At 72.7% G+C, this 22,654-nt stretch carries 14 protein-coding genes; 6 read left to right on the forward strand and 8 right to left on the reverse strand.

Annotated features, from left to right (window positions below):
* Positions 1-46: 46 nt before the first annotated feature.
* The 3 genes from ACZ4WQ_RS11100 to ACZ4WQ_RS11110 all read left to right on the forward strand — a co-directional run bounded on the left by ACZ4WQ_RS11100 (position 47) and on the right by ACZ4WQ_RS11110 (position 2,230).
* Positions 47-754: a 2-oxoglutarate/malate transporter gene (locus ACZ4WQ_RS11100; protein WP_468022171.1), complete on the forward strand. Its 708-nt coding sequence runs from the start codon at positions 47-49 to the stop codon at positions 752-754.
* Between the two features lie 56 nt (positions 755-810).
* Entirely contained in the window at positions 811-1,062 is a 252-nt protein-coding gene (locus ACZ4WQ_RS11105; protein ID WP_311722997.1) for a DUF6296 family protein, read from the forward strand.
* Positions 1,063-1,231: 169 nt separating this feature from the next.
* On the forward strand, positions 1,232-2,230 hold the full coding sequence (locus ACZ4WQ_RS11110) for a sigma-70 family RNA polymerase sigma factor (RefSeq protein WP_468022172.1): 999 nt from the start codon (positions 1,232-1,234) through the stop codon (positions 2,228-2,230).
* On the opposite strand, the gene ACZ4WQ_RS11115 is transcribed toward ACZ4WQ_RS11110, so the two are convergent.
* Entirely contained in the window at positions 2,129-2,596 is a 468-nt protein-coding gene (locus tag ACZ4WQ_RS11115) for an STAS domain-containing protein (RefSeq protein ID WP_398376894.1), read from the reverse strand. The two genes, ACZ4WQ_RS11110 and ACZ4WQ_RS11115, sit on opposite strands and share 102 nt — an antisense overlap.
* A gap of 82 nt (positions 2,597-2,678) precedes the next feature.
* Between ACZ4WQ_RS11115 and ACZ4WQ_RS11120 the strand changes: the two genes are divergently transcribed.
* Both ACZ4WQ_RS11120 and ACZ4WQ_RS11125 read left to right on the forward strand, forming a co-directional pair.
* On the forward strand, positions 2,679-3,173 hold the full coding sequence (locus tag ACZ4WQ_RS11120; RefSeq protein WP_311722994.1) for a GNAT family N-acetyltransferase: 495 nt from the start codon (positions 2,679-2,681) through the stop codon (positions 3,171-3,173).
* Between the two features lie 18 nt (positions 3,174-3,191).
* Complete coding sequence (locus tag ACZ4WQ_RS11125) at positions 3,192-4,571, forward strand: ATP-binding protein (RefSeq protein WP_468022173.1); 1,380 nt, start codon at positions 3,192-3,194, stop codon at positions 4,569-4,571.
* On the opposite strand, the gene ACZ4WQ_RS11130 is transcribed toward ACZ4WQ_RS11125, so the two are convergent.
* The 4 genes from ACZ4WQ_RS11130 to ACZ4WQ_RS11145 form a co-directional block, all read right to left on the reverse strand.
* Positions 4,504-6,525, reverse strand: coding sequence for an AMP-binding protein (locus tag ACZ4WQ_RS11130; protein ID WP_468022174.1), 2,022 nt, complete (start codon positions 6,523-6,525; stop codon positions 4,504-4,506). The two genes, ACZ4WQ_RS11125 and ACZ4WQ_RS11130, sit on opposite strands and share 68 nt — an antisense overlap.
* Before the next feature lie 118 nt (positions 6,526-6,643).
* Positions 6,644-7,345 (reverse strand): glycoside hydrolase family 75 protein, encoded by a 702-nt coding sequence (locus tag ACZ4WQ_RS11135; protein ID WP_311722991.1) that lies wholly within the window; start codon positions 7,343-7,345, stop codon positions 6,644-6,646.
* 334 nt (positions 7,346-7,679) lie between these two features.
* Positions 7,680-8,522 carry a class II fructose-bisphosphate aldolase gene (locus ACZ4WQ_RS11140; protein ID WP_468022175.1) on the reverse strand — a complete coding sequence of 281 codons (843 nt, stop codon included), beginning with the start codon at positions 8,520-8,522 and terminating at the stop codon, positions 7,680-7,682.
* Between the two features lie 64 nt (positions 8,523-8,586).
* Complete coding sequence (locus ACZ4WQ_RS11145) at positions 8,587-9,477, reverse strand: SIS domain-containing protein (protein ID WP_385341986.1); 891 nt, start codon at positions 9,475-9,477, stop codon at positions 8,587-8,589.
* Between the two features lie 165 nt (positions 9,478-9,642).
* Here ACZ4WQ_RS11145 and ACZ4WQ_RS11150 point away from each other — a divergent pair, with 165 nt between their 5' ends.
* Positions 9,643-10,428 (forward strand): DeoR/GlpR family DNA-binding transcription regulator, encoded by a 786-nt coding sequence (locus ACZ4WQ_RS11150; protein ID WP_311722988.1) that lies wholly within the window; start codon positions 9,643-9,645, stop codon positions 10,426-10,428.
* A 37-nt stretch (positions 10,429-10,465) separates the two neighbouring features.
* Here ACZ4WQ_RS11150 and ACZ4WQ_RS11155 read toward each other — a convergent pair whose 3' ends face one another.
* The 3 genes from ACZ4WQ_RS11155 to ACZ4WQ_RS11165 form a co-directional block, all read right to left on the reverse strand.
* Positions 10,466-20,986: an amino acid adenylation domain-containing protein gene (locus ACZ4WQ_RS11155; RefSeq protein WP_468022176.1), complete on the reverse strand. Its 10,521-nt coding sequence runs from the start codon at positions 20,984-20,986 to the stop codon at positions 10,466-10,468.
* 71 nt (positions 20,987-21,057) lie between these two features.
* Positions 21,058-21,954, reverse strand: a complete 897-nt coding sequence (locus ACZ4WQ_RS11160) for an MFS transporter (RefSeq protein WP_398376899.1) — start codon at positions 21,952-21,954, stop codon at positions 21,058-21,060.
* A gap of 105 nt (positions 21,955-22,059) precedes the next feature.
* Positions 22,060-22,533: a helix-turn-helix domain-containing protein gene (locus tag ACZ4WQ_RS11165; protein ID WP_398376900.1), complete on the reverse strand. Its 474-nt coding sequence runs from the start codon at positions 22,531-22,533 to the stop codon at positions 22,060-22,062.
* Positions 22,534-22,654: the final 121 nt, after the last annotated feature.

Consider the following 22,654-nt stretch of genomic DNA (forward strand, 5'->3'; position numbering starts at 1 on the left):
GGGTGCTCCTTGCCGCCTTTGGCTTTACGCTGCTTATAATCAATACATGATACGTCAATCACGCCTGGGGACAGGCATGGCCTTCTCCCGGATCAGCGGCATCGCCGCCCTCGGCTTCGCCTTCCTGATCGTGCTCGGCAATGTGATCACGGTCCCCGCCGGGATGCCGCTCACCGGCGCCGATGTGGGGGAGGTCGATGCCTTCTTCGGCGCGGAGGGCGACGCCGTCGCCGCCGGGTCCGTGCTCACCCCCGCCGCCTGGGTGCTGGCCACGCTCTTCGGCGCGGGCGCGGTGTCCGCGCTGCACCGGTCCGAGCGGGACCGGGGCGAGGCCTGGTCGCTGCTCGGCTTCGCCGGGCTGGTCCTCCAGAACGCCGCCTTCGCCGCGGTCATAGCGCTGCGCCTCGCCCTCGTCTCGGTGGCCGGGGGCCACGACGGCGCGACCTCGGCGCTGTGGGCGCTGCACGACGCGCTGTTCACTCTCAACGGCACCTTCCTGGCGCTCGCGCTCGTCGGCCTGTCCGTGGGCGGCCTGCGTGCCGGGCTGATCCGGCCCTGGCACGGCACCCTGGGGCTGCTGTCGGCCGTGCTGCTGTTCTCCTCGGGCACCCTCACCCCCTGGATCATCGACGAGGCCGGGCCGCTCGGCCGCCTCGGTCTCGTCGGCTGGCTGATGTGGGTCGTCTGGCTCCTGGCGTATGGCGCCGCCCTGATTCGAAGCCCGCGCTCTTGCGCGACCGAGCCCGTTCGATAGTGTTGAATGTCCCGGTTTGGGGAGTGGGGCGGGATGGCGTGGCAGGAGGGCGTGTCATGGCGCGTCGTGAGAGATACGAACTGATATTCGTGCATCCGGACGCTTCGGCCCCAGCGGCCGAGGACATCACCGAGGACATCGTGGTGGTGCACCGCACGGACAGCAGCGGGCCGGGCGGACACCCGGTGTACGCGGACGACACCGGCATCGTGCGGGCCGAGATCAGCGACCGCGCCGAGGTCCGGATGCTGGCCAGCGGCGGACACCAGGTGCACTCCTCCACGGTCCACGCCCGTCCGGTGACCTGAGCGCCGCGCACCCCGCGGGCCTGCGCCGTACACCCGTCGGCGGGGGCCCGGTGGGCTCGTCGTGGGCTCGGCGCCGGGGGATTGTCGTACCCAGCCGCTACCTTGCGTCCATGGGATACCGGAGCGCGGTCATGGACAAGGCGGTCAACGGTCGACAAGGGGTTTTGCGATGAGTGAAGTGCTGGCGACGAAGGGCGCGGCCGAGGCCGAGCCACAGCTGGAGCGGCACCGGGTGGAGCTCACCGGGTACTGCTATCGGATGCTGGGCTCGGCGTTCGAGGCCGAGGACGCCGTCCAGGAGACCATGGTGCGGGCCTGGCGCGGCCTCGACCGGTTCGAGGGCCGGTCGGCGCTGCGGTCCTGGCTGTACCGCATCGCGACCAATGTGTGTCTGGACATGCTGGGCGGCAGCCAGCGCCGCGCCCGGCCCATGGACCTGACATCGGTGGCCACGGCCTCCTCACCTCTGGGCCCGCCCCTGCCGGAGACCGCGTGGGTCGGGCCGGCCCCCGACGGCCGGATCGTGACGGAGGACGGCGACCCGGCCGAGCTGGCCGCCCAGCGGGAGTCGGTGCGGCTCGCGTTCGTCGCCGCGCTTCAGCACCTGGCCCCCCGGCAGCGGGCGGTGCTCATCCTGCGGGAGGTGCTGGCCTGGAAGGCGAGCGAGGTGGCCGAGCTGCTGGACACCACGGTCGCGTCGGTCAACAGCGCACTTCAGCGGGCGCGGGCCACCATCGCCGCGAGCGGTATCAGCGCCACCGACCCCGTCCAGCCGCTCGACGAGGAGCAGCGCGCCCTGCTGGCCCGGTATGTCGAGGCCTTCGAGCGCTACGACCTCGACTCCCTCACCTCACTGCTGCACGAGGACGCCACGCTGTCGATGCCGCCCTACGCGCTGTGGATGCGCGGCCACGCCGACATCCGCCAGTGGATGCTGGGCCCCGGCATAGGCTGCTGCGGGTCACGCCTGATCCCGACGGTGGCGAACGGCTCGCCCGCCTTCGGCCAGTACCGCCCCGCCCCGGACGGCGGCCATGAGCCCTGGGCGCTCCAGATCCTCGAAGTGTCAGCCGGCCGGGTCACCGCGCTCAACGCCTTCCTGGACACCCCCCGGCTCTTTCCGCTCTTCGGTCTCCCCGCCCGGCTCGACCCCGCCGCCCCCCGGTAGGTCCGCCGTCGGCAGCACGGTGTCCAGCCCGGACCGGGCGAGCAGGGCCCGCAACTCGCCGCCCGCGCCGCGGAGCAGCAGCCCGCGGCCCAGGCGCCGGGCGGTGAGCCCCAGCCGGGCCAGCGCCTCGAGCACGGCCAGATCCGGCGCGCGCACCGCGCTCACGTCCACGACGACCGGACCGGCCTCCGGGCCGTGGCGCGCCGCCAGTGTGCCCAGGCGCGCGCACATCCCGGGCACGTCGGCGCGGCCGACCGCGGGGCCGAGGACCAGCACGGCCGGGGCGCTCCCCGCCCGGCCGGCGGGGCCGTCGGCGGCCTCCGGCCCCGGGCCATGGCGCGACGGCGTCTCGTCATGAGCGGTCAACGTCCACCTCCTCTCGCTGCGTTCACCCTGGAAGACCGGCCGGCGTACGGAAACTCATCGACCGAGGTGGCAGGATCTGTACATGACGAATGATCGGCCGGGGAGGGCGTCCGCCGGGCCTGCGGAGCGGCGACTGCGGGCGGGGCGGGAGGACGAGGCCGAGGCGCTGAGCGAGCTGGCGCTCAGGTCGAAGGGTCACTGGGGGTACGACGCGGCGTTCCTGGCCGCGTGCCGGGAGGAACTGCGGCTGCGCCCGGGCGAGGTGGCGGCCCGTCGGACCACGGTCGCGGAGCAGGCCGGGCGGATCCTGGGCTTCGCCACACTGGAGGGGGCCGGCCCCGAGGGCGAGCTGGGAATGCTGTTCGTGGACCCGGAGGCGATCGGCGGGGGAGTGGGGCGGCTGCTGTACCGGCATGTGCTGCGGGAGGCGGGCCGGCTCGGCTTCACCCGGCTGACCATCGAGGCCGATCCCCACGCCGAGGCCTTCTATCTGGCCATGGGCGCCGAGCGGGTCGGCGACGCACCGTCCGGATCCATACCTGACCGGGCGCTGCCGCTGCTGGCCGCCTGGCCCTGACTGCCGGAGCTCTCCTGGGTGGCGGCGTGGACCGGCGGGGCACCGGCCGTGCACATCGGAAACGTCGGCGACTTCAACGCCCAGTTCGCCGACGGCTCGCCCGCGGTGCGGCGGGCCGGGGGCCACTACGCCTGCCTGGCCGCCTTCCACAGCCCGAACCCCCGCATCCTCGTCCTCCCCCGGCAGGTCGAGGACTTCTGGGCGCGGGAGCTGGCGCGCGTGCTGGAGTGGCAGGACGTAGAGGTGTACGGCGCGGTCGCGGGCGAGGACGGCGGCGTGATCGAGGGGCTTCGGTCCCGTCCGGCGCTGCTGGAGCGGATCCGGGAGTCCGGTCTGCCGGTGATCTCCTGGGGCCGTACGCCGGAGTCCGAGCGGATGACGGCTCGGCCCGGATCGGATTCCGGCCCCGGCGAGGCGCTGTGCGTGACGCGTCGTTATGAGTCCAAGGCGACCGCCCACCGGCTGTTCCAGGCCCTGGCCCCGGCCCATCCCGGCATCGTCGTCCCCGCCCAGGAGCGTGTGACATCGCGTCGGCGGGCCGCCCGGGCGCTCGCCGCCCGAGCCGCCGCCGGTGCGTCGGTGGTGGTCAAGGCGGAGTACGGGGTGGGCGGCTTCGGCACCACCGTGGTGACGCCCCGCCAGGTCGCCGAGGCTGGGGGCGCCCGGGCCGTCGCCTCACGGGTGGCGCGGGGCGCCGTGCTGATCGAGGAGTACGTCGATGGATCCGGCTCCGACCCCCTCCGCAATCTGACCTTCGACGCCCTGGTCGACGACGAGGGTGAAGTCCACGCCGTGGGTGCGGGCGTGATGGACATCGACGGGACCAGCTACCAGGGGGTCACCATCGGCCCCGGCGTCGTCCCCGACGCGCCCGCCGAGGTCGCCGGGCGGTTCGCGGCGGCCGTGGGCCGAGCCCTGGCCGTCGAGGGCTATCGGGGCTGGTACGACGTCGACTTCGTCAGGGACCGGGCGGGCCGGCTCGCCCCTGTCGAGATCAACCTCCGGCTCACCGGCCCGGCCGTGGCGTTCATGATCCAGGCCAGGCTGGCCCGGCTCCGGGGCGGCCGGCCCGTCGTACGGACTCTGGACCGGCTGCCGCTGGGCGCCCGGCTCCCGGCCGCGGTACTGGCCGGCCACCTCGACGAGTTGTCCCGCCGGTGCCGCGTGCTCGGGGTGACGCTGCTGCCGACGGTGGTGACGGCGGCCTTCGAGCCGGACCCTTACGTGGGCGTGGCCCTCGCGGCCCGAACCCCGGGCGCCCTCGACGCGGCGGAGGCGGTGGTGCGCTCGGCCAACGACGCCTTGGGCCGGATGTTCCTGGACACCGGCGTCAGCTCCGGTCCGTCTTCCCGGGCCGCGCCGCGACGAACGCGACGACCACGGCGGCGGCGATCATGAGCGTGACGTTGAAGGCGTAGACGAGGGCGGCCTGCCGCGCCCAGTCCGTCTTGGCCGCGAGCCGGTAGTAGTTGTCCTGCGGCCACCACGCGATCAGCAGCCAGACCACTGCGAGGTGCGCGGCGCTCGTCAGGGCGGGGGAGCGCCCGTGGCGGGCCACCAACGGCCGCCCGTCGAACAGGAATCCCATCCCCAGCCCGAAGGCCAGCGACTCACAGACGTACAGCCCGGTGAACAGCGCCGCCCAGGGGTTGGGAACGAGCGACAGATCGGTCGAATACGGCCACAGGGCGTCGGTGAGCATCAAGGACAGGAAGGAGAAGAGCGCCGCGATCCCCGCGATGGCGCCCCATAGGTTGCCCCCTTCACCTCCGTCGACCGACAGCGTCCCCTTCCCGCCCGACGCGCGCCGTTTTGAATCGCGCCGCGCCGGCTGCGGAAGGGCGCTCCGGTCGAGCTTGCCGGCCCGGGTGCGGGGCAGCGAGGCCACCCGTACCACCGTGCGCGGGGTCCGGGTGGACGGCAGCCGGGTGGCCAGAAACAGCCTGAGCTCGCTCGGGTCGACCTCGCCGCCGTCCACCGGGGTGACGTAGGCGGTCAGGGTCTTGTGGCCCTCGGCGTTCTCGACGCTGGTGACCAGGCACTCCCCGACCGAGGGATGCCCGCGCAGCACCGCCTCGGCGTCGGCGTGCGAGGCCACTCGCCCGAGGTGTTCGAGCCCTCCGTCGTCGCGCACCCGGCCGCGGTCGCCGGTGCGCAGGTAGCGACTGGCGGTGAAGGCCGGGCCGTTGAGATAGCCGCGGCCCACGACCGTTCCCTTGATGCCCAGTTCACCCCGTGCGCCCCACGCGGCGGGCGCCCCGCCCCGGCCGAGCACGGCGACGGCGGCGCCGGGGAACGCCGTGCCGATCGGCGAGACGCGCTCCGGGTGGTCGGTGACCGTGGGCCGGTCCGGCAGCTCGAAGTACGTCCCCGACCCGGCGGCCTCGGTCACGCCGTAGACGTTCAGGAGCCGCACATGCGGCCCCAGGGTCCGGCGCAGGGCCTGGAGTTCGTCCAGATACCAGCTGTCGCCCGAGACCGCGATCAGCCGGACGTCCCCGAGGTCCGCGCCCCGCGAGCGCAGATGCCGGTGCAGACCCCGGGCGGTGGGCACGTCGCACGCCAAGACGGTCACCGACTGGTCGACGATCAGCCGGTGCAGCGGGGCGGCGTCGCCCGCCCGGTCCAGGTCCTCGTCCCGGCCCGCCGACACCAGCGCGCCGCCCGAGCACAGCGCACGGACCCAGTCGCCCGTGAATCCGGCGAACTCCGAAGGGGTCGTCTGGAGATGCCGGTCCTCGGGGGAGAGCCGGTACACCACTCGCCACCCCTCGTAGGCGCTCACCAGATGGCGGTGTTCGAGCAGTACGCCCCTGGGCATCCGCCCGGCCGCGCCGGAGGTGTACAGCACGCAGGCCAGGTCCGAGGCGCCGGCCCGGGCGTCGAGGGGCTCCGCGGACCGGCGGGCGACGGCCTCGGCCTGGGTGTCCAGGCAGATCACCGGCCGGCCCGAGCGGACCGTGTCGGACACCATGACCCGCAGCGACTCCCGGGTGATGGCGGCGAACAGCCCCGCGTCCGCGAGCACGTGCCGCAGCAACGACGGCGGCGCGCTCGGCTCCACGGGCACATAAGCCCCGCCCGCCTTGAGTACCGCGAGCATCGCGGTCAGGACCTCGGCGTCGCGGCCCAGGCAGACCGCCACCAGCCCGCCCTTGGGCAGGCCCGCCTCCCGCAGATGCCGCGCCAGCCGGTTGGCACGCTCGTCCAGTTCACGGTACGTCAGCCGGTCCCGGCCGTGGACGACGGCGACCGCGTCCGGGGCGCGGCGCACATGGGCCTCGTACAGCTGGTGGACGCACCTCGGCCCGCTGGCGGCGGAATTCGTGGATGTGGGCGGCTCCTGCGGCATGACGTGTCCCCCGGCGTCGTCGGTTCGGCCCTGGGCCCGACCTGTGATCATGCCCAGGGCCGCGCTTCCGCACAATGGCACGCCGTACCGGCGCCGGGTGGTTGCGCCGGGGGATGGGTCAGTTGTTCTGGATGAACTGCTTGGCCAGGCCGTCGCCGACGGAGACCGCCTTGTCGTGGTTCTCGATGGGCGACACCGAGGAGTTCTTGAAGAGGATGTACGTCACCCCCGAGTCCGTGCCGCCGGTCTCCGGGTCGGGGTCGATCCCCAGCGCGTTGGCCGTCGCGTAGGACGCCTCGCCGATGATCTTGGTGGGTCCGGTGTCGCCGACCACGGCGTACTGCACCTTGTTGTTGTAGATGACGGCGACCACGCCGCCGCCCTTGATGCCCGCCTGGCTGTAGTTCCAGGTGGAGCTGGCGCTCGGCACCACGACGTAGGGCAGCTTGTCGGCGATGAGCGGCTTGCCGTCCGACTGGTGGAAGGCGGTGTCGTCCTGGAACCACGGGTCGGTGTCCCCGTTGCACCGAGAGGTGACCTGGCCGTCGCAGTCGATGTCCATGTCGGCCTTCCAGAAGACCGCTCCGTTGGCGCCGCAGACCGGGATGGTGGCCGAGGTCTCGTCGTCGGTGCGGTACTTGCCGTTGGATATCTGCGAACAGCTCTGCACCTTGGCGAGTAACTGGGCCGCCGTGACCGTGCCTTCGTTGGCCGACTTGGGGGCCGGTGCCGGGCCCCGGGTGGCGGCACCGGCGCCCGTGGTGACGGAGACGGCCAGCAGACCGGCGCCGGCGAGCGCGAACGCGAGTCGCTTACGCATGACATCACCCCTTTGTTAGGAACCTTTCCTAACCTCCCCTGCACTGTGGCGACTTGATAAGATCATGTCAACTGTCGGGCGCGGATAGCCCTCCGCGCACGGCCCGTTTATCCCAACTCGCCCGCGATCTCCGGGACGCGGCCGCGCACCCCGATCTGCCCGCCACCGCGCTGCTCGTCCTCGGCTTCGTGGCCCTGCTCTACGGCGTCATCGAAGGACCCGAGCGGGGCTGGACCTCGGCCGCCGTCCTGGGCGCACTCGGGGTGGCCGCCAAGGCACCGTGTTCCGATGAGCCCGCTGACGGCACGCCACCGAGGTGCCGGAAGGGGCTGGGTCAGAGCGCGACTGCGCGCAGCAGCGGGAGGAGTCGGGCCACCTCGCGCGCCACCGCGTCGCGGGCCTTCGCGACATAGCGGCGCGGGTCGACGGCCTCGGGGTGCGCCGCGAGATGGTCGCGGATCGCCCGTGTGTAGGCGACGTTGAGGTGGGTGGCGATGTTCACCTTCGTCAGGCCCGCCTCGACCGCCCGGGTCAGATCCGCCTCGGGCACCCCGGAGGAGCCGTGCAGCACCAGCGGCACGGGCACGGCGGCGCGCAGGGCCGCCACCAGCCCGAGGTCCACCACCGCCGCCTTGACGACCATCGCGTGCGAGGTGCCGACCGCGACCGCGAGCGCGTCCACGCCGGTCGCCGCGACATAGGCGGCGGCCTCGGCCGGGTCCGTACGGGCCCCCGGCGCGTGGACCCCGTCCTTCCCGCCCACCTCTCCCAGCTCCGCCTCCACCCACACCCCATAGGCGTGGCAGTCGGCCGTGACCTCGGCGGTGGCCGCCACATTGGCCTCGTAGTCCAGCGCGGAGGCGTCGAACATCACCGACCCGAACCCGAGCCCCACGGCCTCCCGCACCAGGGCCGGCTCGGTGGCGTGGTCCAGGTGCACGGCGACCGGCACCCGGGCCGCGGCCGCGACCTCCACGGCCGCGCGCCCGATGGCGGCCAGCGCCCCGTGGTACCGCACGGCGTTCTCGCTGATCTGAAGGATGACCGGCGCCCCGGCCGCCTCCGCCCCGGCGACGATCGCCTGGGCGTGCTCGATCTGGATGACGTTGAACGCCCCCGCGCCGAGCCCGGCCCGTACGGCCGGCCCGACGATCTCGCCGGTCGCCACCAGCGGCATGGTCCGGCTCCTTCCGCTGCTCGTCGATCTGTTGGTTCGGTGTTCAGGTGTTCCGGTGTCGCGATCAGCCGAGGATCACCGAGCGGGTCAGATGCCGGGGGTGGTCCGGATCGAGGCCGCGCGCCTGGGCGATCGCGACGGCGAGCCGCTGCACCGCCACCAGTTCGGCCACCGGATCCCGGCCGTCACCCACCAGCCGGCCGCCGGTGGCCGCGATCTCCTCCTCCAGGCCGGAAGGGCCCTCGCCGAGCCACCACACCACGCTCTTCGGACCCGTGACGCTGATCGGACCGTGCCGGAACTCCATCACCGGATAGGCCTCGGTCCACGCCCCCGCCGCCTCGCGCATCTTGAGCGCGGCCTCCTGCGCCAGCCCGTACGTCCAACCCCGCCCGAGGAAGGTGAACTGCTCGGCCTCGAGCAGGTCGTCGGCCACCGGAGCGGCGAGCGCCGCGCGCCCGTCGGCCTCGAGACCGTCCAGCGGCGCCCCCAGATGGGCCCGCAGCAGAACGAGTTCGGTGGTCGCGAAGCGGGTCTGTACGACGGACTCCTCGTCGGCAAAGTCGAGCAGCACCACCGAGTCCGCCACCTCGGTGACCGGGGAGCCGGGCACGGCGGTGACCACCGTGGTCGGCGCGGTGCCGCGCAGCCGGCCGAGGAGTTCGAGCACCTCGGTCGTGGTGCCGGACCGGCACAGCGCGAGCACCCGGTCGTAGCGGCGGCCCGCCGGCATCTCCGAGGCGGCGAACGCGTCCGTCTCGCCCTGGCCTGCCGACTCGCGCAGCGCCGCGTACGACTGGGCGATGAACCACGACGTGCCGCACCCGACCACGGCGACCCGCTCGCCCGCCTGCGGCAGCGCCTCCCGCACCGCTCCGCCCGGTTCCCCGACCAGATGCGCGGCGCGGCGCCAGCAGTCCGGCTGGCTGGCGATCTCGGCCTCGGTGTAGCTCATACGGCTCCCCTTGTTATGCGTGAATGAGCAGGCAGCGTGATGTGAGTTGCATCGTACGGGCCGATAATGCGCATGATTTTGCAGAGAAGTCCAGCGTTCCTGTCAGGTCGCGATAGGGTGAGCCGCGCTGGTCGAGAGCGGGACGAGGGGCGAGGGAGGCGCGGAGTGAAACGGCCCGAACGCTGGAACGCCCTGCTGGAGCTGCTGGCCCGGGACGGCAGGGTGGACCTCGAACAGGCGGCGGCCGAGCTGGCGGTCTCCACCGCCACGATCCGCCGCGACCTCGACGAACTCGCCCGACAGCAGATGCTCACCCGCACCCGCGGCGGCGCGGTGGCGCACAACGTGTCCTACGACCTGCCGCTGCGCTACAAGACCGCCCGGCGCGCCTCCGAGAAGCAGCGGATCGGCGCCGCCGTCGCCCGTATGGTCGACCCCGGCGCGATCGTCGGCCTCAACGGCGGGACCACGACGACCGAGGCGGCCCGCGCCATCGGCACACGCGCGGACCTGGCCGCCGCCGGGGGCGCCCCCGCCGTCACCATCGTGACGAACGCGCTGAACATCGCGAGCGAGCTGGCGGTGCGCCCACAGATCAAGATCGTGCTCACCGGCGGCGTCGCCCGCCCCCAGTCCTTCGAGCTGATGGGCCCGCTGGCCACCGGGGTGCTCGACGCGGTCTCCCTCGATGTGGCCGTCATCGGTGTGGACGCGCTGGACCTCACCCAGGGCGCCACCGCCCACCACGAGGGCGAGGCGAGCATCAACCACCTGATGGCCCGCCGTGCGGAGCGGGTGATCGTCGTGGCCGACAGCACCAAGCTGGGCCACCGGGCGTTCGCCCGCATCTGTGCGATCGACGAGATCGATGTGCTGGTCACCGACACCGGTGCCCCCGACGAACTCGTCGCCCCGTTCACCGAGGCCGGCATCCGGGTCGTCCGGGCCTGACGGCGCCGGGGCCCGCCAATGGGCCCCGGCGGCGTGATCAGGGACCCAGCAGGGTCCGCAGAGGGCGCTCCGGGTCCTTCGCGACCTCTCCCAGGAGCCGGGTGAAGCCCGAACCCCACTCCTCGACGGTGGCCCGCGTGAACAGATCCGTGGAGTACTCGAACACCACGGTGATGGCGTCGTCCTGCGGCTGAAGGACGACGTACAGCTCGTTCCGGGCCACACCCGACATGGGCAGCGCGCGCACCGAGGCCGACACCGACCGCAGGTCAAGAGCGGGCGGTGGCGTGGTGACGACGGTGAACAGCACGGTGGGGAACGGCATGTCCCCGGTCTGCGGGGAGACCAGCTCGACCACATCCGTCAGCGGCAGTTCCTGGTGGTCGAGCGCCGTGAACAGCGTTCCGCCGAGTTGAGTCACGAGGGCGGCGAAGGTCTCGGCCTCGCCGATCCGGGCGCGCAGCAGGACGGCGTCGCCCAACAGCCCGACCACTTCGGATCGCTCGGACCGCAGGCGGTTCGCGCTGGACGCGGCCAGCACCACGTCGGCGGACCCGCCGCACACCCCGGCCAGCCAGGTGGCGAACGCCGCCGCCAGCACGGCGTAAGGGGTGGTGCCCAGGTGTGTCGCGGTGTCCCCGATCCGACGGGGTGTCCCGCCGTCGACGACCACGGTGTGCAGGGCGCCCCGGCCGGACAACATCTCGGGCCGCGGCCGGTCGCAGGGCAGGGCCGCGCGCAGTGGAGCGCCGTCGAGTTCGGTACGCCAGAACCGTTCGAGCTCCGCTCTGCGCTCGTCACCCAGCTCGTGCTCCGCTCGGGCGATATCCGCGAACTGTGTGGTGAGGGCGGGAAGCCGGGCGTCGAGGCCGGCCCGCCGCGCGTTGTACAGCTCTTGCAGGTCGCGCCAGATGAGCCCCAGGGACCAGCCGTCGCAGATGGCGTGGTGGAACACGGTCACCAGCACCCAGCGGTCCGCCCCGAGACGCGCCAGACGGAAACGGAACAGCGGTGCCCGATCCATCGCGAACGCGGGGGATGCCTGCTCCCGGCACCATCGTTCGACGGAGGCGGTGTCCTCGGCGGGTGCGGAGAGGTCGGTGACCGGCAGATCCACGGGCACCTCGGCCAGTATCTCGACGACGTACGCTCCGCCGTCGTGCCGCGCCGCCCGGCCGCGCAGCGCCTGGTGGCGCCGCACCAGATCCTGCAGGGCCCGGGCGAGGGTCCCGGGATCCAGATCGCCGCGCAGGTCGACGCGGTGGGCGACGTTGTAGACGCTCGGGTCGGCGCGTTCATGGTGGCGATGCCACAGGCGGCGCATGGTGGACGGCATCGGCGCGGTGTCCACCACCTCGTGCGCGGGGGCCGGCTCGTGGCGGGCCACCACGCCCCGGATGGTCGGGTCGAGGAAGAAGTCGGCCATGGCGAGGTCGATGTCCAGGCGGTCCCGCATCCGGTTCAGCAGTCTGATCGCGCCCAGGGAGTGGCCGCCGAGCCGGAAGAAGGAAGCGGCCAACGGGATCCGCCGCGCGTCGAGTTCCTCGCACCACAGGTCGTGCAGCGCCTTCTCCAGGGGGGTGACGGGCCCGTCGTCGGCCTCCCGGAACCCGTCGTCGGCGTCGGGCTCGGGCAGGGCGGCACGGTTGAGCTTGCCGGAGGCGTTCACGGGGAGCCGCTCCAGGGACACCCAGTGGCGCGGCACCAGATGGTCGGGGAGCGCGGCGCGCAGCCGCCCGACATCGGCCGCCAAGGACGCCGAGTCCGTGGGCACCACATAGGCGACCAGCTCCGTGTCTCCGTGCCGGTCGCGACGGGGTACGACGGCGGCGTCCCGGATGCCGGGGAGCGCGGTCAACGCCGCCAGGACCTCGCCGGGTTCGACCCGGTGTCCACGGATCTTGACCTGGTCGTCGGCCCGGCCGCAGTAGTGCAGGGCGCCGTCGGCACGCCAGCGCCCGAGATCTCCCGTCCGGTACAGCACCCCGCCCGCGCCGTCGTCGAGGAAAGCGGTGGCGGTCTCCTCGCGTCGGCCGTGGTAGCCGAGCGCGACCGGGGCGCCGCCCACGCAGATCTCGCCGACCGCGCCCACGGGCACCTCCCGCCCGGCACCGTCCAGGAGCGAGATCCGCGCTCCGGGCACCGGGGTGCCGATCGGTGGCCACTCCTCGCCGCCCGGGTCGACCAGGTGCGAGGTGACGATGACCGAGGCCTCCGTGGGCCCGTACTGGTTGTACAGCGCACACCGCGGGTGCGCGGCGAGGAAGCGGCGGAAGGCACCGGTGAGCTGGAGTGCCTCACCGGCCGACACCAGCTCGCGCAGGGACGGCAGCCGGGGCCCGGTCCCGATCAGATACTTCAGCGGGGTGCAGGGCATGAACATCCGCTGCACCTCGTGGCGCCGCACCACCTGCGCCAGGGCCGCGGGATCGTGCCGCACCTCGTCGCCGATCAGCACGAGCGCGGCCCCGGAGGCCAGCGTGGTGAAGATCTCCTGCACGCTGACGTCGAACGCGGCCGAGGTCCACTGAAGGGTACGCAGCGCCGGATGGTCCCGAAGGTGTCCGCGCACCAGGTTGGCCGGGCCTCGGTGAGGGACGACCACGCCCTTGGGGCGGCCGGTCGAGCCCGAGGTGTAGATGCAGTAGGCGGGATCCTCGGGACGGGCCCCGCCCTGAAGGGGATCGGCCGGGAGGGTGTCGTCGATATCCCCGGCCAGTTGTACGGGCAGCCGTGCCGCGAGGTCCGGGTGGAGCGCCAGGGCGGCGTCGGAGGTCAGCAGCAGGACGGGCGCGCAGTCGTCGAGGAGCCCGGCGAGCCGCGGGGTGGGTACGGAGGGGTCGAGGGGCACATACGCGGCGCCGCTCTTGAGCACGCCCAGCAGGGCGGTGATCAGCTGCGGGCCGCGCGGTAGAAGCACCGCCACCCGCTCCCCGCGCACCGCGCCCCGGGCGCGCAGCCGCCGGGCGAGCCGGTCCGCCCCCGCATCCAACTCCCGGTAGCCGACGTGCCGTTCGCCGCTGATCAGCGCGACGGAATCCGGGGTGCGCCGCGCCTGCCGCTCGAACAGGGCGTGCAGGGTGTCCTCGGTGTCGGGAGGCGGCTCGTCCGGGTGTCCCAGGCGGGCCAGGGTGTCCCGGTCGGGGTTGGTGACGGCGGTCAGTTCGCCGAGCGGCGCACCGGGGGCGTCGAGGGCGCGGCGCAGCGTCTGCTCCACGTAGTCCACCAACCGGCGCACGGTGGTCTCGTCGAACAGAGCCGTGTCGTACTCGACCATGAACCGCACGCCGTCACGGTGATGTGTCAGATAGACGCTGAGGTCGAACGGGGCGCGGCCACTCGGCATGTCCAGGAGCGTGGACGTCAGCCGGGGCGGATCGAAGTCCACCTCGCCCTCGTTCTCGTACTCCACCATCACCTGGAAGAGCGGATTGCGGCCGGGGTCGCGGTGCGGGTTCAACGCACCGACCAGCTCGTCGAAGGGCACGCCGCGGTGTTCGTACGCCGCGGTGCTCCGCTGCCGCACCCGGCGCAGCAGGGTCGGGAAGTCCGGGTCGCCGGTGAGGTCCAGCCGCAGGGCGACGGTGTCGAGGAAGAGACCGACCTGATGCTCGACGCCGGCCGGGCGGGCGGCCACCGCCGTGCCGAGGACCACGTCCCGCTGCCCGCTGAACCGGCCGAGCACCGCGCCGATGGCGCTGATGAGCGTCATGAAGAGGGTGGCGCGGTGTGCGGCGGCGAACGTCCGTAACCCGCCCACGAGCTCGGCGTCCAGCTCATGGGTGAGGCTCGCTCCCGCTCCCGACCGCACCGGCGGGCGGGGCCGGTCGGTGGGCAGGGAGAGCTGTGGGACGCCGCTCAGCTCCCGCCGCCAGAACTCCAGGGACTCGCCGACCTCGGCGGGGTTCGGCTCGCCGGGCGGGGGCGCCTCGGCGAGGTGCGGCAGCGCGGGCTCGCCGTTCGGCCAGGAGCGGTAGTAGGCGGCCAGGTCATGGACCAGGACCACCGTGGAGGAGGAGTCGAAGACGATGTGATGCACCAGCAGGAAGAGCACATGCCGCTCCTCCGACAGGCGCAGCAGCCGGGCCCTGACCAGCGGGCCGGTGTCCAGGGCGAGGAGTCGGCCCCCTTCGGTCTCCAGCGCGGCGCGCAGCGCCTCTTCCTCCGTCGCCCCGCCCAGGTCCTCGACCGGACACTCGAGCCGTGTCCGGCCGAGTGTCTCCCGGTACGGCACTCCGTCGGCGACCCCGAACACCGTGCGCAGCGCGGGATGCCGCTCCGCGACCCGCCGCAACGCCCACCGCAGGGCCGGGATGTTCAGGGGGCCGTCCAGACGGATCGCCTTCGGCTCGTGATACATGCTGGTGCCGGGGTGCAGCTGCTCCAGGAACCAGATGCGGCGCTGCGCCGGCGACAGCGGCATCCGCTCCGGCACGAGGGCGGCCTGCTCCCGCTCCCGGGGCTGGTTCCGGCGGCGCATCCGGTCGAGGGCGGGCAGCGCCGCCAGCACCCGCTCGGCCGGGATACCGAAATCGACGAAGCAGGAGATCTCGTCCACTCCGGCGGCCACCAGCCGGCGCACCGTCCCGGTGACACTGTGCTCATCGCCGATCAGGGCGCGGGAGTCGCAGTAGCGCTCGTAGGCGCGCCCGAGCAGGAACTCCACGTCCTCCTCGGGGGCGCTGTCCAGGTCGACGTCGAAGCCCAGGCTGTTGGTGACCTGGTCGAAGAGGGACAGCGAGGAGCGCAGATAGGAGACGAAGGGGCGGTACGCCTCGGCCCGTGCCCGTTCCGCGTCGTCGCCGAGGTAGGTGTGCACGAGCACCACGACCCGGCCCGCCGCCGGGTCGAGGCTGTGTTCGGCACGCGTGCGCCGGTACAGGGCGATGTTCTCGGCCAGTTGCTCGACGGTCTGCGTCATCAGGTTGGTGACCACGCCCAGGTCCTCGGCGGCCGCCCGGCGGTAGCTGTCCGGGTTGCCCACCACCGCCACATACAGGGGAAGCCGCTCCTGTAGCGGACGCGGGTGCAGCCGAATCTCGACCGGCTCGCCGTCTCCCGCGGTCATGGCGAGTGGCCGTCCCGACCACAGCTGCCGCAGGGTCGCCAGCTGCTCGTACATCACTTCGCGGTGCCGGCCGAAGTGCTGCGGGGCGAGCGCGAAGTCGGTGGCGTGCCAGCCGCTCGCCAGGCACAGGCCTGCCCTGCCACCGGAAATGTTGTCCACGACCGACCACTCCTCGGCGACCCGGACCGGGTGGTGGAGCGGCAGCACGACCGAACCGGCGTGCAGCCGGATGCGGCTGGTCCTGCCCGCGAGCGCGGCGGCGAGTACCGAGGGATTGGGGAAGAGCGCGCCGAAGGAGTTGAAGTGGCGCTCCGGGAACCACAGGGCGTGGAAGCCGTGCCGGTCGGCGAACTCCGCCGCCGCCATGATCAGCGCGTATTTGTCACGCTCGGCGTCCTCCGGGTAGTCGCCGAAGAAGTACAGGCTGAAGTCGCATCCCGGGTGCGGCGCGGTGGTGGGTGCCGCCGGTGCGGGTGGCGTCGGGACCGAGGCCGTCCGAACCGTGCGGGACACAGGCGTCGGGGCGGCGTCGGGCGGCTCCGCCGCGGACGCGTCCCGAGGGGTCTTCCCGGCCGGATCGCCGCCCAGGCGCGCCAGGTGCTCGGCCAGCCTGCGCGGTGTGTCGGCCGAGTCGAACAACTCGCGCACCGGAACGCGTACGCCGTACCGCTGTTCCAGCTCCGCCGTCATGCCCATCAGGGAGAGCGAGTCCGCGCCGAACTCGAAGAAGGAGCTGTCGGGCGTGACGTCCGAGACGTCCATACCGAGCTTGGCCGCGGTCAGCTCACGAACCGCCTCCAGAAGTTCACCCGGCAGGACAGACACCTTCGTGGGGGAGGGCGATGGGAGTGTCCGGGGGACCGGAGCCGCCACCGGGCGTCTTCGCAGCGGGTGCCCCGGCAGCGACACCCGGCCCCCGCCACCGGTGAGCACGCGCCAGTCCAGCTCGGCTCCCCTGCGGTAGAGCGAGCCGAGCGAGGTGAGCAGCCCGTGTGTCTGCGCCGCCGCCCCGTCACCGACACCCTGCCCGGCCGTCCACCGGCTCTCCGGTACGCAGTGCCGGCCGAGGGCGGCGAGGGTGTTCCCGGCCCCGATCTCCACGAAGTCCTCGCACCCTTCCCCGACGGCCCGGGCCACGGCCAGGTCGAAGCGGACCGGCTGCCGGGCTTGACGGCAGAGGTAGTCCGCGTCCACGGTCCAGCCCGTGCGGCGCACCTCCCCGTCGGCGGCGGTCACCAGCGGGGTGTGCAGCGGGCGGTACGCCACTTTCTCGGCGTGGGCCCGGAACCCCCGCAGGGCCGGTTCGATCGCGGCCGAGTGGTAGGCCCGGTCGACGGGCAGCGCCCGCCGGCGCAGTCCTTCCTGGTCGAGCAGTTTCGCCACCTCGTCCAGGGCCTGGCGCGAACCCGAGATGACGTGAGCGCGCGGCCCGTTGACCGCGGCCACTTCGGCACCGGCGACATCGGCGATGCGCCGCGCGGTGTGCGCGTCGGCGCGGACCGCGAGCATGCCACCGGCCGGGCAGTCCCTGTGCATCAGGCGTCCGCGCCACGCGGTGAGCCGCAGCCCCGCCTCCAGCGTCAGCGCGCCGGCCGCGTACAGCGCCGCGTACTCGCCGACGCTGTGGCCCAGCAGCAGCGTGGGGCGGACACCCGCCGCGCGCCACACCTCGGCGAGCGCCGACTGGTGGGCGAACAGGGCGGCCTGGGCCGTCTCGGAGGGCCAGACCTCGCTCTCGGCGGACGGCTCCGCCAGGAGAAGCGGCAACAGGGTTCCGCCGAACTCGCCCGCGTAGATCTCCTCGCACCGGTCCAGTACGCGCCGGGCGGCGGGATGCGCGGCGTAGAGTCCGCTCGCCATCCCGTGGCGCGCGCTGCCCTGTCCCGGGAAGGCGAAGGCAAGCGGCCCAAGAGGGCCGCCCCGCGGCGCCCGCCGCTCCGCCAGAGCGCGGGCGACGTCTTCGGCGGTCCGGCCGACGGCCGCGGCCCGCACCCCGCGGTGCGGCCTGCCGAGCGCCATGGTGGCCGCCACGTCCGCGGCCGCGAGTTCGGGCCGCTGCCGTAAGCGGTCGCGGAGCCGGCCGGTGAGTTCGTCCAGGGCCTGCGCGTCGCGGGCCGACACCGGCACGAGCACGGGCAGCTCGGGCGCGGCCGTCGACGCCTCGGACCGTGCGGGAGACTCCTCCAGCACGACATGCGCGTTGGTGCCGCCGACACCGAGAGCGCTGACTCCGGCCCGGCGCGGCACACCGCCCGGTGGCGACCACGGCCTCACCTCGGTGGCCAGCGTCAACGGGCCGTCGTCCAGGCGGAGTTCGGGGTTGGGCCGGGTCAGTCGCGGCGTGGGGACCAGCGTGCGGTGGCGCAGCATCAGGACCGTCTTGATCAGCCCCGCCATACCGGCGCAGCTGTCGAGGTGGCCGATGTTCGGCTTCACCGAGCCGACCGCGCAGAATCCTCTGCGCTCGGTGCCCTCGCCAAGGGCACGGGCGAGGGCCGCCACTTCCACCGGATCGCCGAGCCGCGTGCCCGTCCCGTGTGCCTCCACGTACGAGATCGTGTCCGCCGGGACGGCCGCCCTGCGCAACGCCTGGCGTACCACCTCGACCTGTCCCGCGACGCCGGGTGCGCCGAAGCCCACTTTGTCCGCGCCGTCGTTGTTGACCGCGGATCCCAGGATCACCGCGTGCACGGTGTCCCCGTCGGCCAGCGCACGGTCGAGCCGCTTGAGCAGGACGGCCGCCACACCGTTGCCGCCGACCGTGCCGTCGGCCTCCGCGTCGAAGGCACGGCAGCGCCCGGTGGGCGACAGGATCGACCCGGGGTGGCTGCGGTAGCCGGTCTCCTGAGGGAAGTGCACGGCCGCGGCGCCCGCCAGCGCCAGGTCCGCGTCCCCGCTCAGCACCGCCTGAGCCGCGAGGTGTACGGCGACCAGCGAGGTGGAACACGCCGTCTGCACACCGATGGCGGGGCCGGTGAGCCCGAGCCGGTAGGCGACACGAGAGGCGAGGAAGTCCGGCTGGCGACCGATGGCCGTTTGCAGGCCGGTGGCGGGGTCCGCCATGGCGTCGGGCGATCCGAACGCCGATGGCAGCTGGTGGTCGTACAGGTTCATACCCGACCCCGCGAACACGCCGATCCGGGTGCCCGGTTCGGCCGCCGCGTAGCCGCCGTCCTCCAGCGCCTGGTGGCAGCACTCCAGGAACAGCCGGTGCGCGGGGTGCGTGAGCTCGGCCTCCTTGGGGGGCATTCCGAAGAAGTCCGCGTCGAACTCCTCGACCCCGTCGAGGACTCCGCCGACGGGCACGAGGTCGGGGGCGCTCACGGACTCGGGCGGCAGACCCGCCGCGACAAGATCTTCCTCGTCGAAGGCCCGGACGCTGACCACGCCGTCGCGGAGGTTGGCCCAGAACTGCTCCGGCGTCTCCGCGCCCGGGAAACGAAGGGACAGTCCGACGACCGCGATACGCCGATCGGTGGTGTCCTCGGGGACGAGGCCGGCGTGCGTGGGTTCGGCCCGTGTGCCGGCGGCGCCGGACAGATGCGCGGCGAGCGCGGCGGCGGTGGGGTGTTCGAAGAGGGCGGTCTGGGCGATCCGCGTCCCGAGCCGCTCCTCCAGCCGGGCCCGCAGGCGCACCAGAAGCACGGAGGTCAGACCGAGCTCGTAAAACGGCAGGTCCGTGTCCACCGGCCGCCCCAGCACCGCGCCGATCTCCTCCCGCACCGCCCGCGTGACCGCGTCAGGATCCATCTCGGTGCGCGGGTCCGTGGCCGTGACCGCGGTGAATTCGCCTCCCGTCAGCCGGTCCCGGAGCTCGGCGCGGCGCACCTTTCCGGCGGGCGTCCTGGGAAACTCGTCTCGCGGGACCGGCAGGACATGCGTCACGGCGAGCCGGAGCCTGGAGAACAGCGCCGCCTTCACCTCGGCCGCGATCCGTACGTCATCGGTGGCGCCACGGCTCACGAAGAACACGGCCGCCTCCTCCGTGCCCCGCTCCGGGTGGGGGATGCCACAGGCGGCCACGTCCCCCTGCCGGACGCCGGCGACCGCGGTGGCGGCTTCCTCGACCTCGTGGCAGTAGACGTTGTGCCCGTTGAGGATGATCAGGTCCTTGCGCCGGCCGGTGATGACGACCTGGCCCGCGTCGAGGAAGGCGAGATCCCCGCTGTCCAGCCAGTCCCGCCCGGCGGGATAGGCCGCGGCGTCCGCGTCCGGGTTCCTCACATAGCCGGGGGTGAGACGGGCGGGGGAGTGCACCTGGAGGCGGCCGATTCTGCCCTCGGGAGCGAGTTCGCCGTGATCGTCGACGATGCGCAGGGCGACGCCGGGCGCCGGTGCCCCGGCCGCGACGAACGTGACGCAGTCGTCCTCGGCTGTTTCCTCACCGGCTCGTGTCAGGTGGCCGCTCAGGCTGCTCTTGAGCAGGCGGTGCACGGTACCGGGCCGGTCGAGCCGGCCGTAGGTCACGGCCGTGACCGTCTCGGCCATCCCCCACGCCGGGACGATGTGCCCCTGCCGGATGCCGTACGCGGCCGTGGCGTCGAGGAACCGGGTCAGGACCGGCAGCGCGATCCGCTCGCCCCCGCAGAGCAGGGACTTGACGCGGCTGAGGTCCCAGCTCCCCTCCGGCCGCTCCGCGAGCGCGTCCGCGACGAGTTGGTAGGCGAAGGTCGGAGCCCAGCTGTGCTGCGCCCGGTGTTCATCGAGAAGGTCGAGCCAGCGCCGGGGATCGGCGAGGACCAGCTCGGTCGGCGCGTGGACATTGGTGCAACCGGTGAAGACGGCGAGCATGTGGTACAGCAGGAACGCGCCGCTGTGGTCGACCGGCAGCCAGTTCACCATGGTGTCGTCGGGACCGACGTCCAGGATTCGCCGGGCGCCGGCCGCGAACTCCGCCAGGCCGGCGTGCGTCAGCCGCGCCGCCTTGGGCACGCCGGTGCTGCCGGAGGACAGCATCAGCAGGGCGGTGTCGGACGCGCTCGGCTCGATGTGGCCGGCCGCGGGCGTCGCGTGCAGGCAGTCCTGCGCGGCCACGACCCGGAGCTGCGGCGCGGACCGCGCGAGCCCCGCCGCGACGACCGGGTCGCTCAGCACCAGCGGCCGGTCCAGCAACTCGCACGCATGCAGGAGCCGTTCGAGGGTCGGCGAGCCCGGGGCAGGGTGCTCCGCGATGACGACGGGGCGGGCAGCGCCGAGCACACAGGCCCAGAAGGCGGGGAAGAACTCGGCCAGAGGCAGGCCGCACAGCACCACCGCGCCGCCGGGGCCGAGACCGCGCTCACGGAGCCCGGTGAGCAGCCGCCGGGCCCGCAGCAGAAGTTCGGGGTACGGCAGCGCGGTCGTCGAACCGTCCGCGGCCACGGTGACGACGGCCCCGCCGGGGGCGGAGTCCGCGGCCGTCAGCAGCGCCTGCACGGCGTCGCGCGGATCGTCCTCGGTGCGGTCCGGCTCGGGCCCCTGACAGAAGGATTGCCCCCGTACGCGTTGCATGCGTTTCCTCTCCCTCTTCTGGCCGTGGGTGTCGGGAGTACGTGCGGGTCGCGGTGTCGAGGCGGGCGGGTTCAGGCGGTGGCCGGCTCACTCCAACGAGGGCCCCACGCCGTGGTCAGCCTGCCACTGAACAAGGCCGGGGCGAACATCCCCACCATGTGCCACTGGATGACCATCGCGCCCTGGGACAAGGAGTGCCCGGCGTGCTTGCTTCCGATCGGGCCGACGGCCATCAGCATGGTCATCACGCCCGTGGACACCGCCAGCAAGCAGAAGGCCCGGCGGAAGTCGCTGGTGTGCACGACATCGCGTACGCGCGTGGCCCGGGCCGTCTCCTCCTCCACGTCGGGATCCGCCTCCGTCGTATGAGGCGAGGCGGGCCGCACGGCGAGGATCACAGGCACCACGGCGAACGCCAGGCACGACACCAGCAGGTAGGAGCCGGCGAACTGGGCGCCCATGATGCCGCTGCTCTCGGTCGCGGCCAGCGGACCGACGATCGCCGCTGCCACGCCACCACACAGAACCGTGCTCAGCGCCCTGGCCCGGGATGCCTCGGGCACCAGGTCTGCCGCGAGGAACCGGAAGTAGCCGCCCGTCGACCGGTACACGCCGACCATGCCGGTTCCGACACACAAGGTGAAGAATGAATCCGCCTGGACGGCGAGCATGGACACCAGACCACCGGCCACCGCGATACAGGCGCCCACCGCCAGGACCGCTCGATGGCCGTATCGCGCGGAAAGCATTCCGGTCGCGTACGAAGCGATGGTTCCGGTCACCGTCATCAGGGTGAGTGGCAGCGTCGCCAGGGCGGCCGCCGGCGCCATCTCGAGGCCGACGACGGCCGTCAGTGTCAAGTCGACGCTGACGCCCGCGTAGTAGAGGAATTGACAGATGGTGAGAGGGTAGACCGGTCTGCCCAGCCGGCGCGTCTCCTTGGCGGCCGGTCGGGGTACTTCTGCCACGGTCTTTTCTGCACTCGTCTCGCTGTCCACTGATTCAGTTCTCTCTGTCACGCGGCAGTATGCGGATACCGCCGCCGTCGCGGGCACTTCCAAAAAGAGAAAGGGTCACGCTCTGTCCGGCGAGAGAACCACGATGGCCATTTGATGCCCTGTCAGGCCTAAGTTCTTGGCGAGGGAATTCAGCACGTCCGCATAGATTCCGCCATTGAGTGCATCAGGTGCCCCGGCGCCCCGCTCGGGCAGGTATGCAAATACCACATCCGGTACTTCCTCGAGAGAGCCACCCCCCGAGGAGTTTCTCTGCCGGGGGTTGGCGGTGGCCGATCCAAATCGATTGCCGCGGGCCGAAACCAGCAGTGACTCAAACCTTTCACGGTCGTCGGCGGGCAGATCCAGGGCATTCACCAGAAGGCGCAGAGTTTCCTTCCGTGGCCTGGCCACTTTCCCGCGTTCGAGGTCCCGGATGGCGCGCACGCTGAGCGTCGAGAAGTCCGCCAGTTCCTGCTGTGTCATTCCGCATGATATTCGATACTCCCGAAGAACGTCCCCGAATTGAGGAGACTTCTTGGATATGCTCACGACATCCCTTTCCATGGGCATTGCCTCACATCGGGAGGCTGGTGCGTTGGATGGACGGGCAAATCGGCATACGGAAGAAGGCTTCAGCGTTGCGGTGCATGAGGGGCGCGCGAAACATTGC

The organism is Streptomyces sp. NPDC028305, from assembly GCF_055569495.1.

Bases quoted from the DNA above. Each gene is read 5' to 3' on its own strand.
- ACZ4WQ_RS11100 (WP_468022171.1), top strand. From the start codon at position 47: ATGATACGTCAATCACGCCTGGGGACAGGCATGGCCTTCTCCCGGATC.
- ACZ4WQ_RS11105 (WP_311722997.1), top strand. From the start codon at position 811: ATGGCGCGTCGTGAGAGATACGAACTGATATTCGTGCATCCGGACGCT.
- ACZ4WQ_RS11110 (WP_468022172.1), top strand. From the start codon at position 1,232: ATGAGTGAAGTGCTGGCGACGAAGGGCGCGGCCGAGGCCGAGCCACAG.
- ACZ4WQ_RS11120 (WP_311722994.1), top strand. From the start codon at position 2,679: ATGACGAATGATCGGCCGGGGAGGGCGTCCGCCGGGCCTGCGGAGCGG.
- ACZ4WQ_RS11130 (WP_468022174.1), bottom strand. From the start codon at position 6,525: ATGCCGCAGGAGCCGCCCACATCCACGAATTCCGCCGCCAGCGGGCCG.
- ACZ4WQ_RS11135 (WP_311722991.1), bottom strand. From the start codon at position 7,345: ATGCGTAAGCGACTCGCGTTCGCGCTCGCCGGCGCCGGTCTGCTGGCC.
- ACZ4WQ_RS11140 (WP_468022175.1), bottom strand. From the start codon at position 8,522: ATGCCGCTGGTGGCGACCGGCGAGATCGTCGGGCCGGCCGTACGGGCC.
- ACZ4WQ_RS11145 (WP_385341986.1), bottom strand. From the start codon at position 9,477: ATGAGCTACACCGAGGCCGAGATCGCCAGCCAGCCGGACTGCTGGCGC.
- ACZ4WQ_RS11155 (WP_468022176.1), bottom strand. From the start codon at position 20,986: ATGCAACGCGTACGGGGGCAATCCTTCTGTCAGGGGCCCGAGCCGGAC.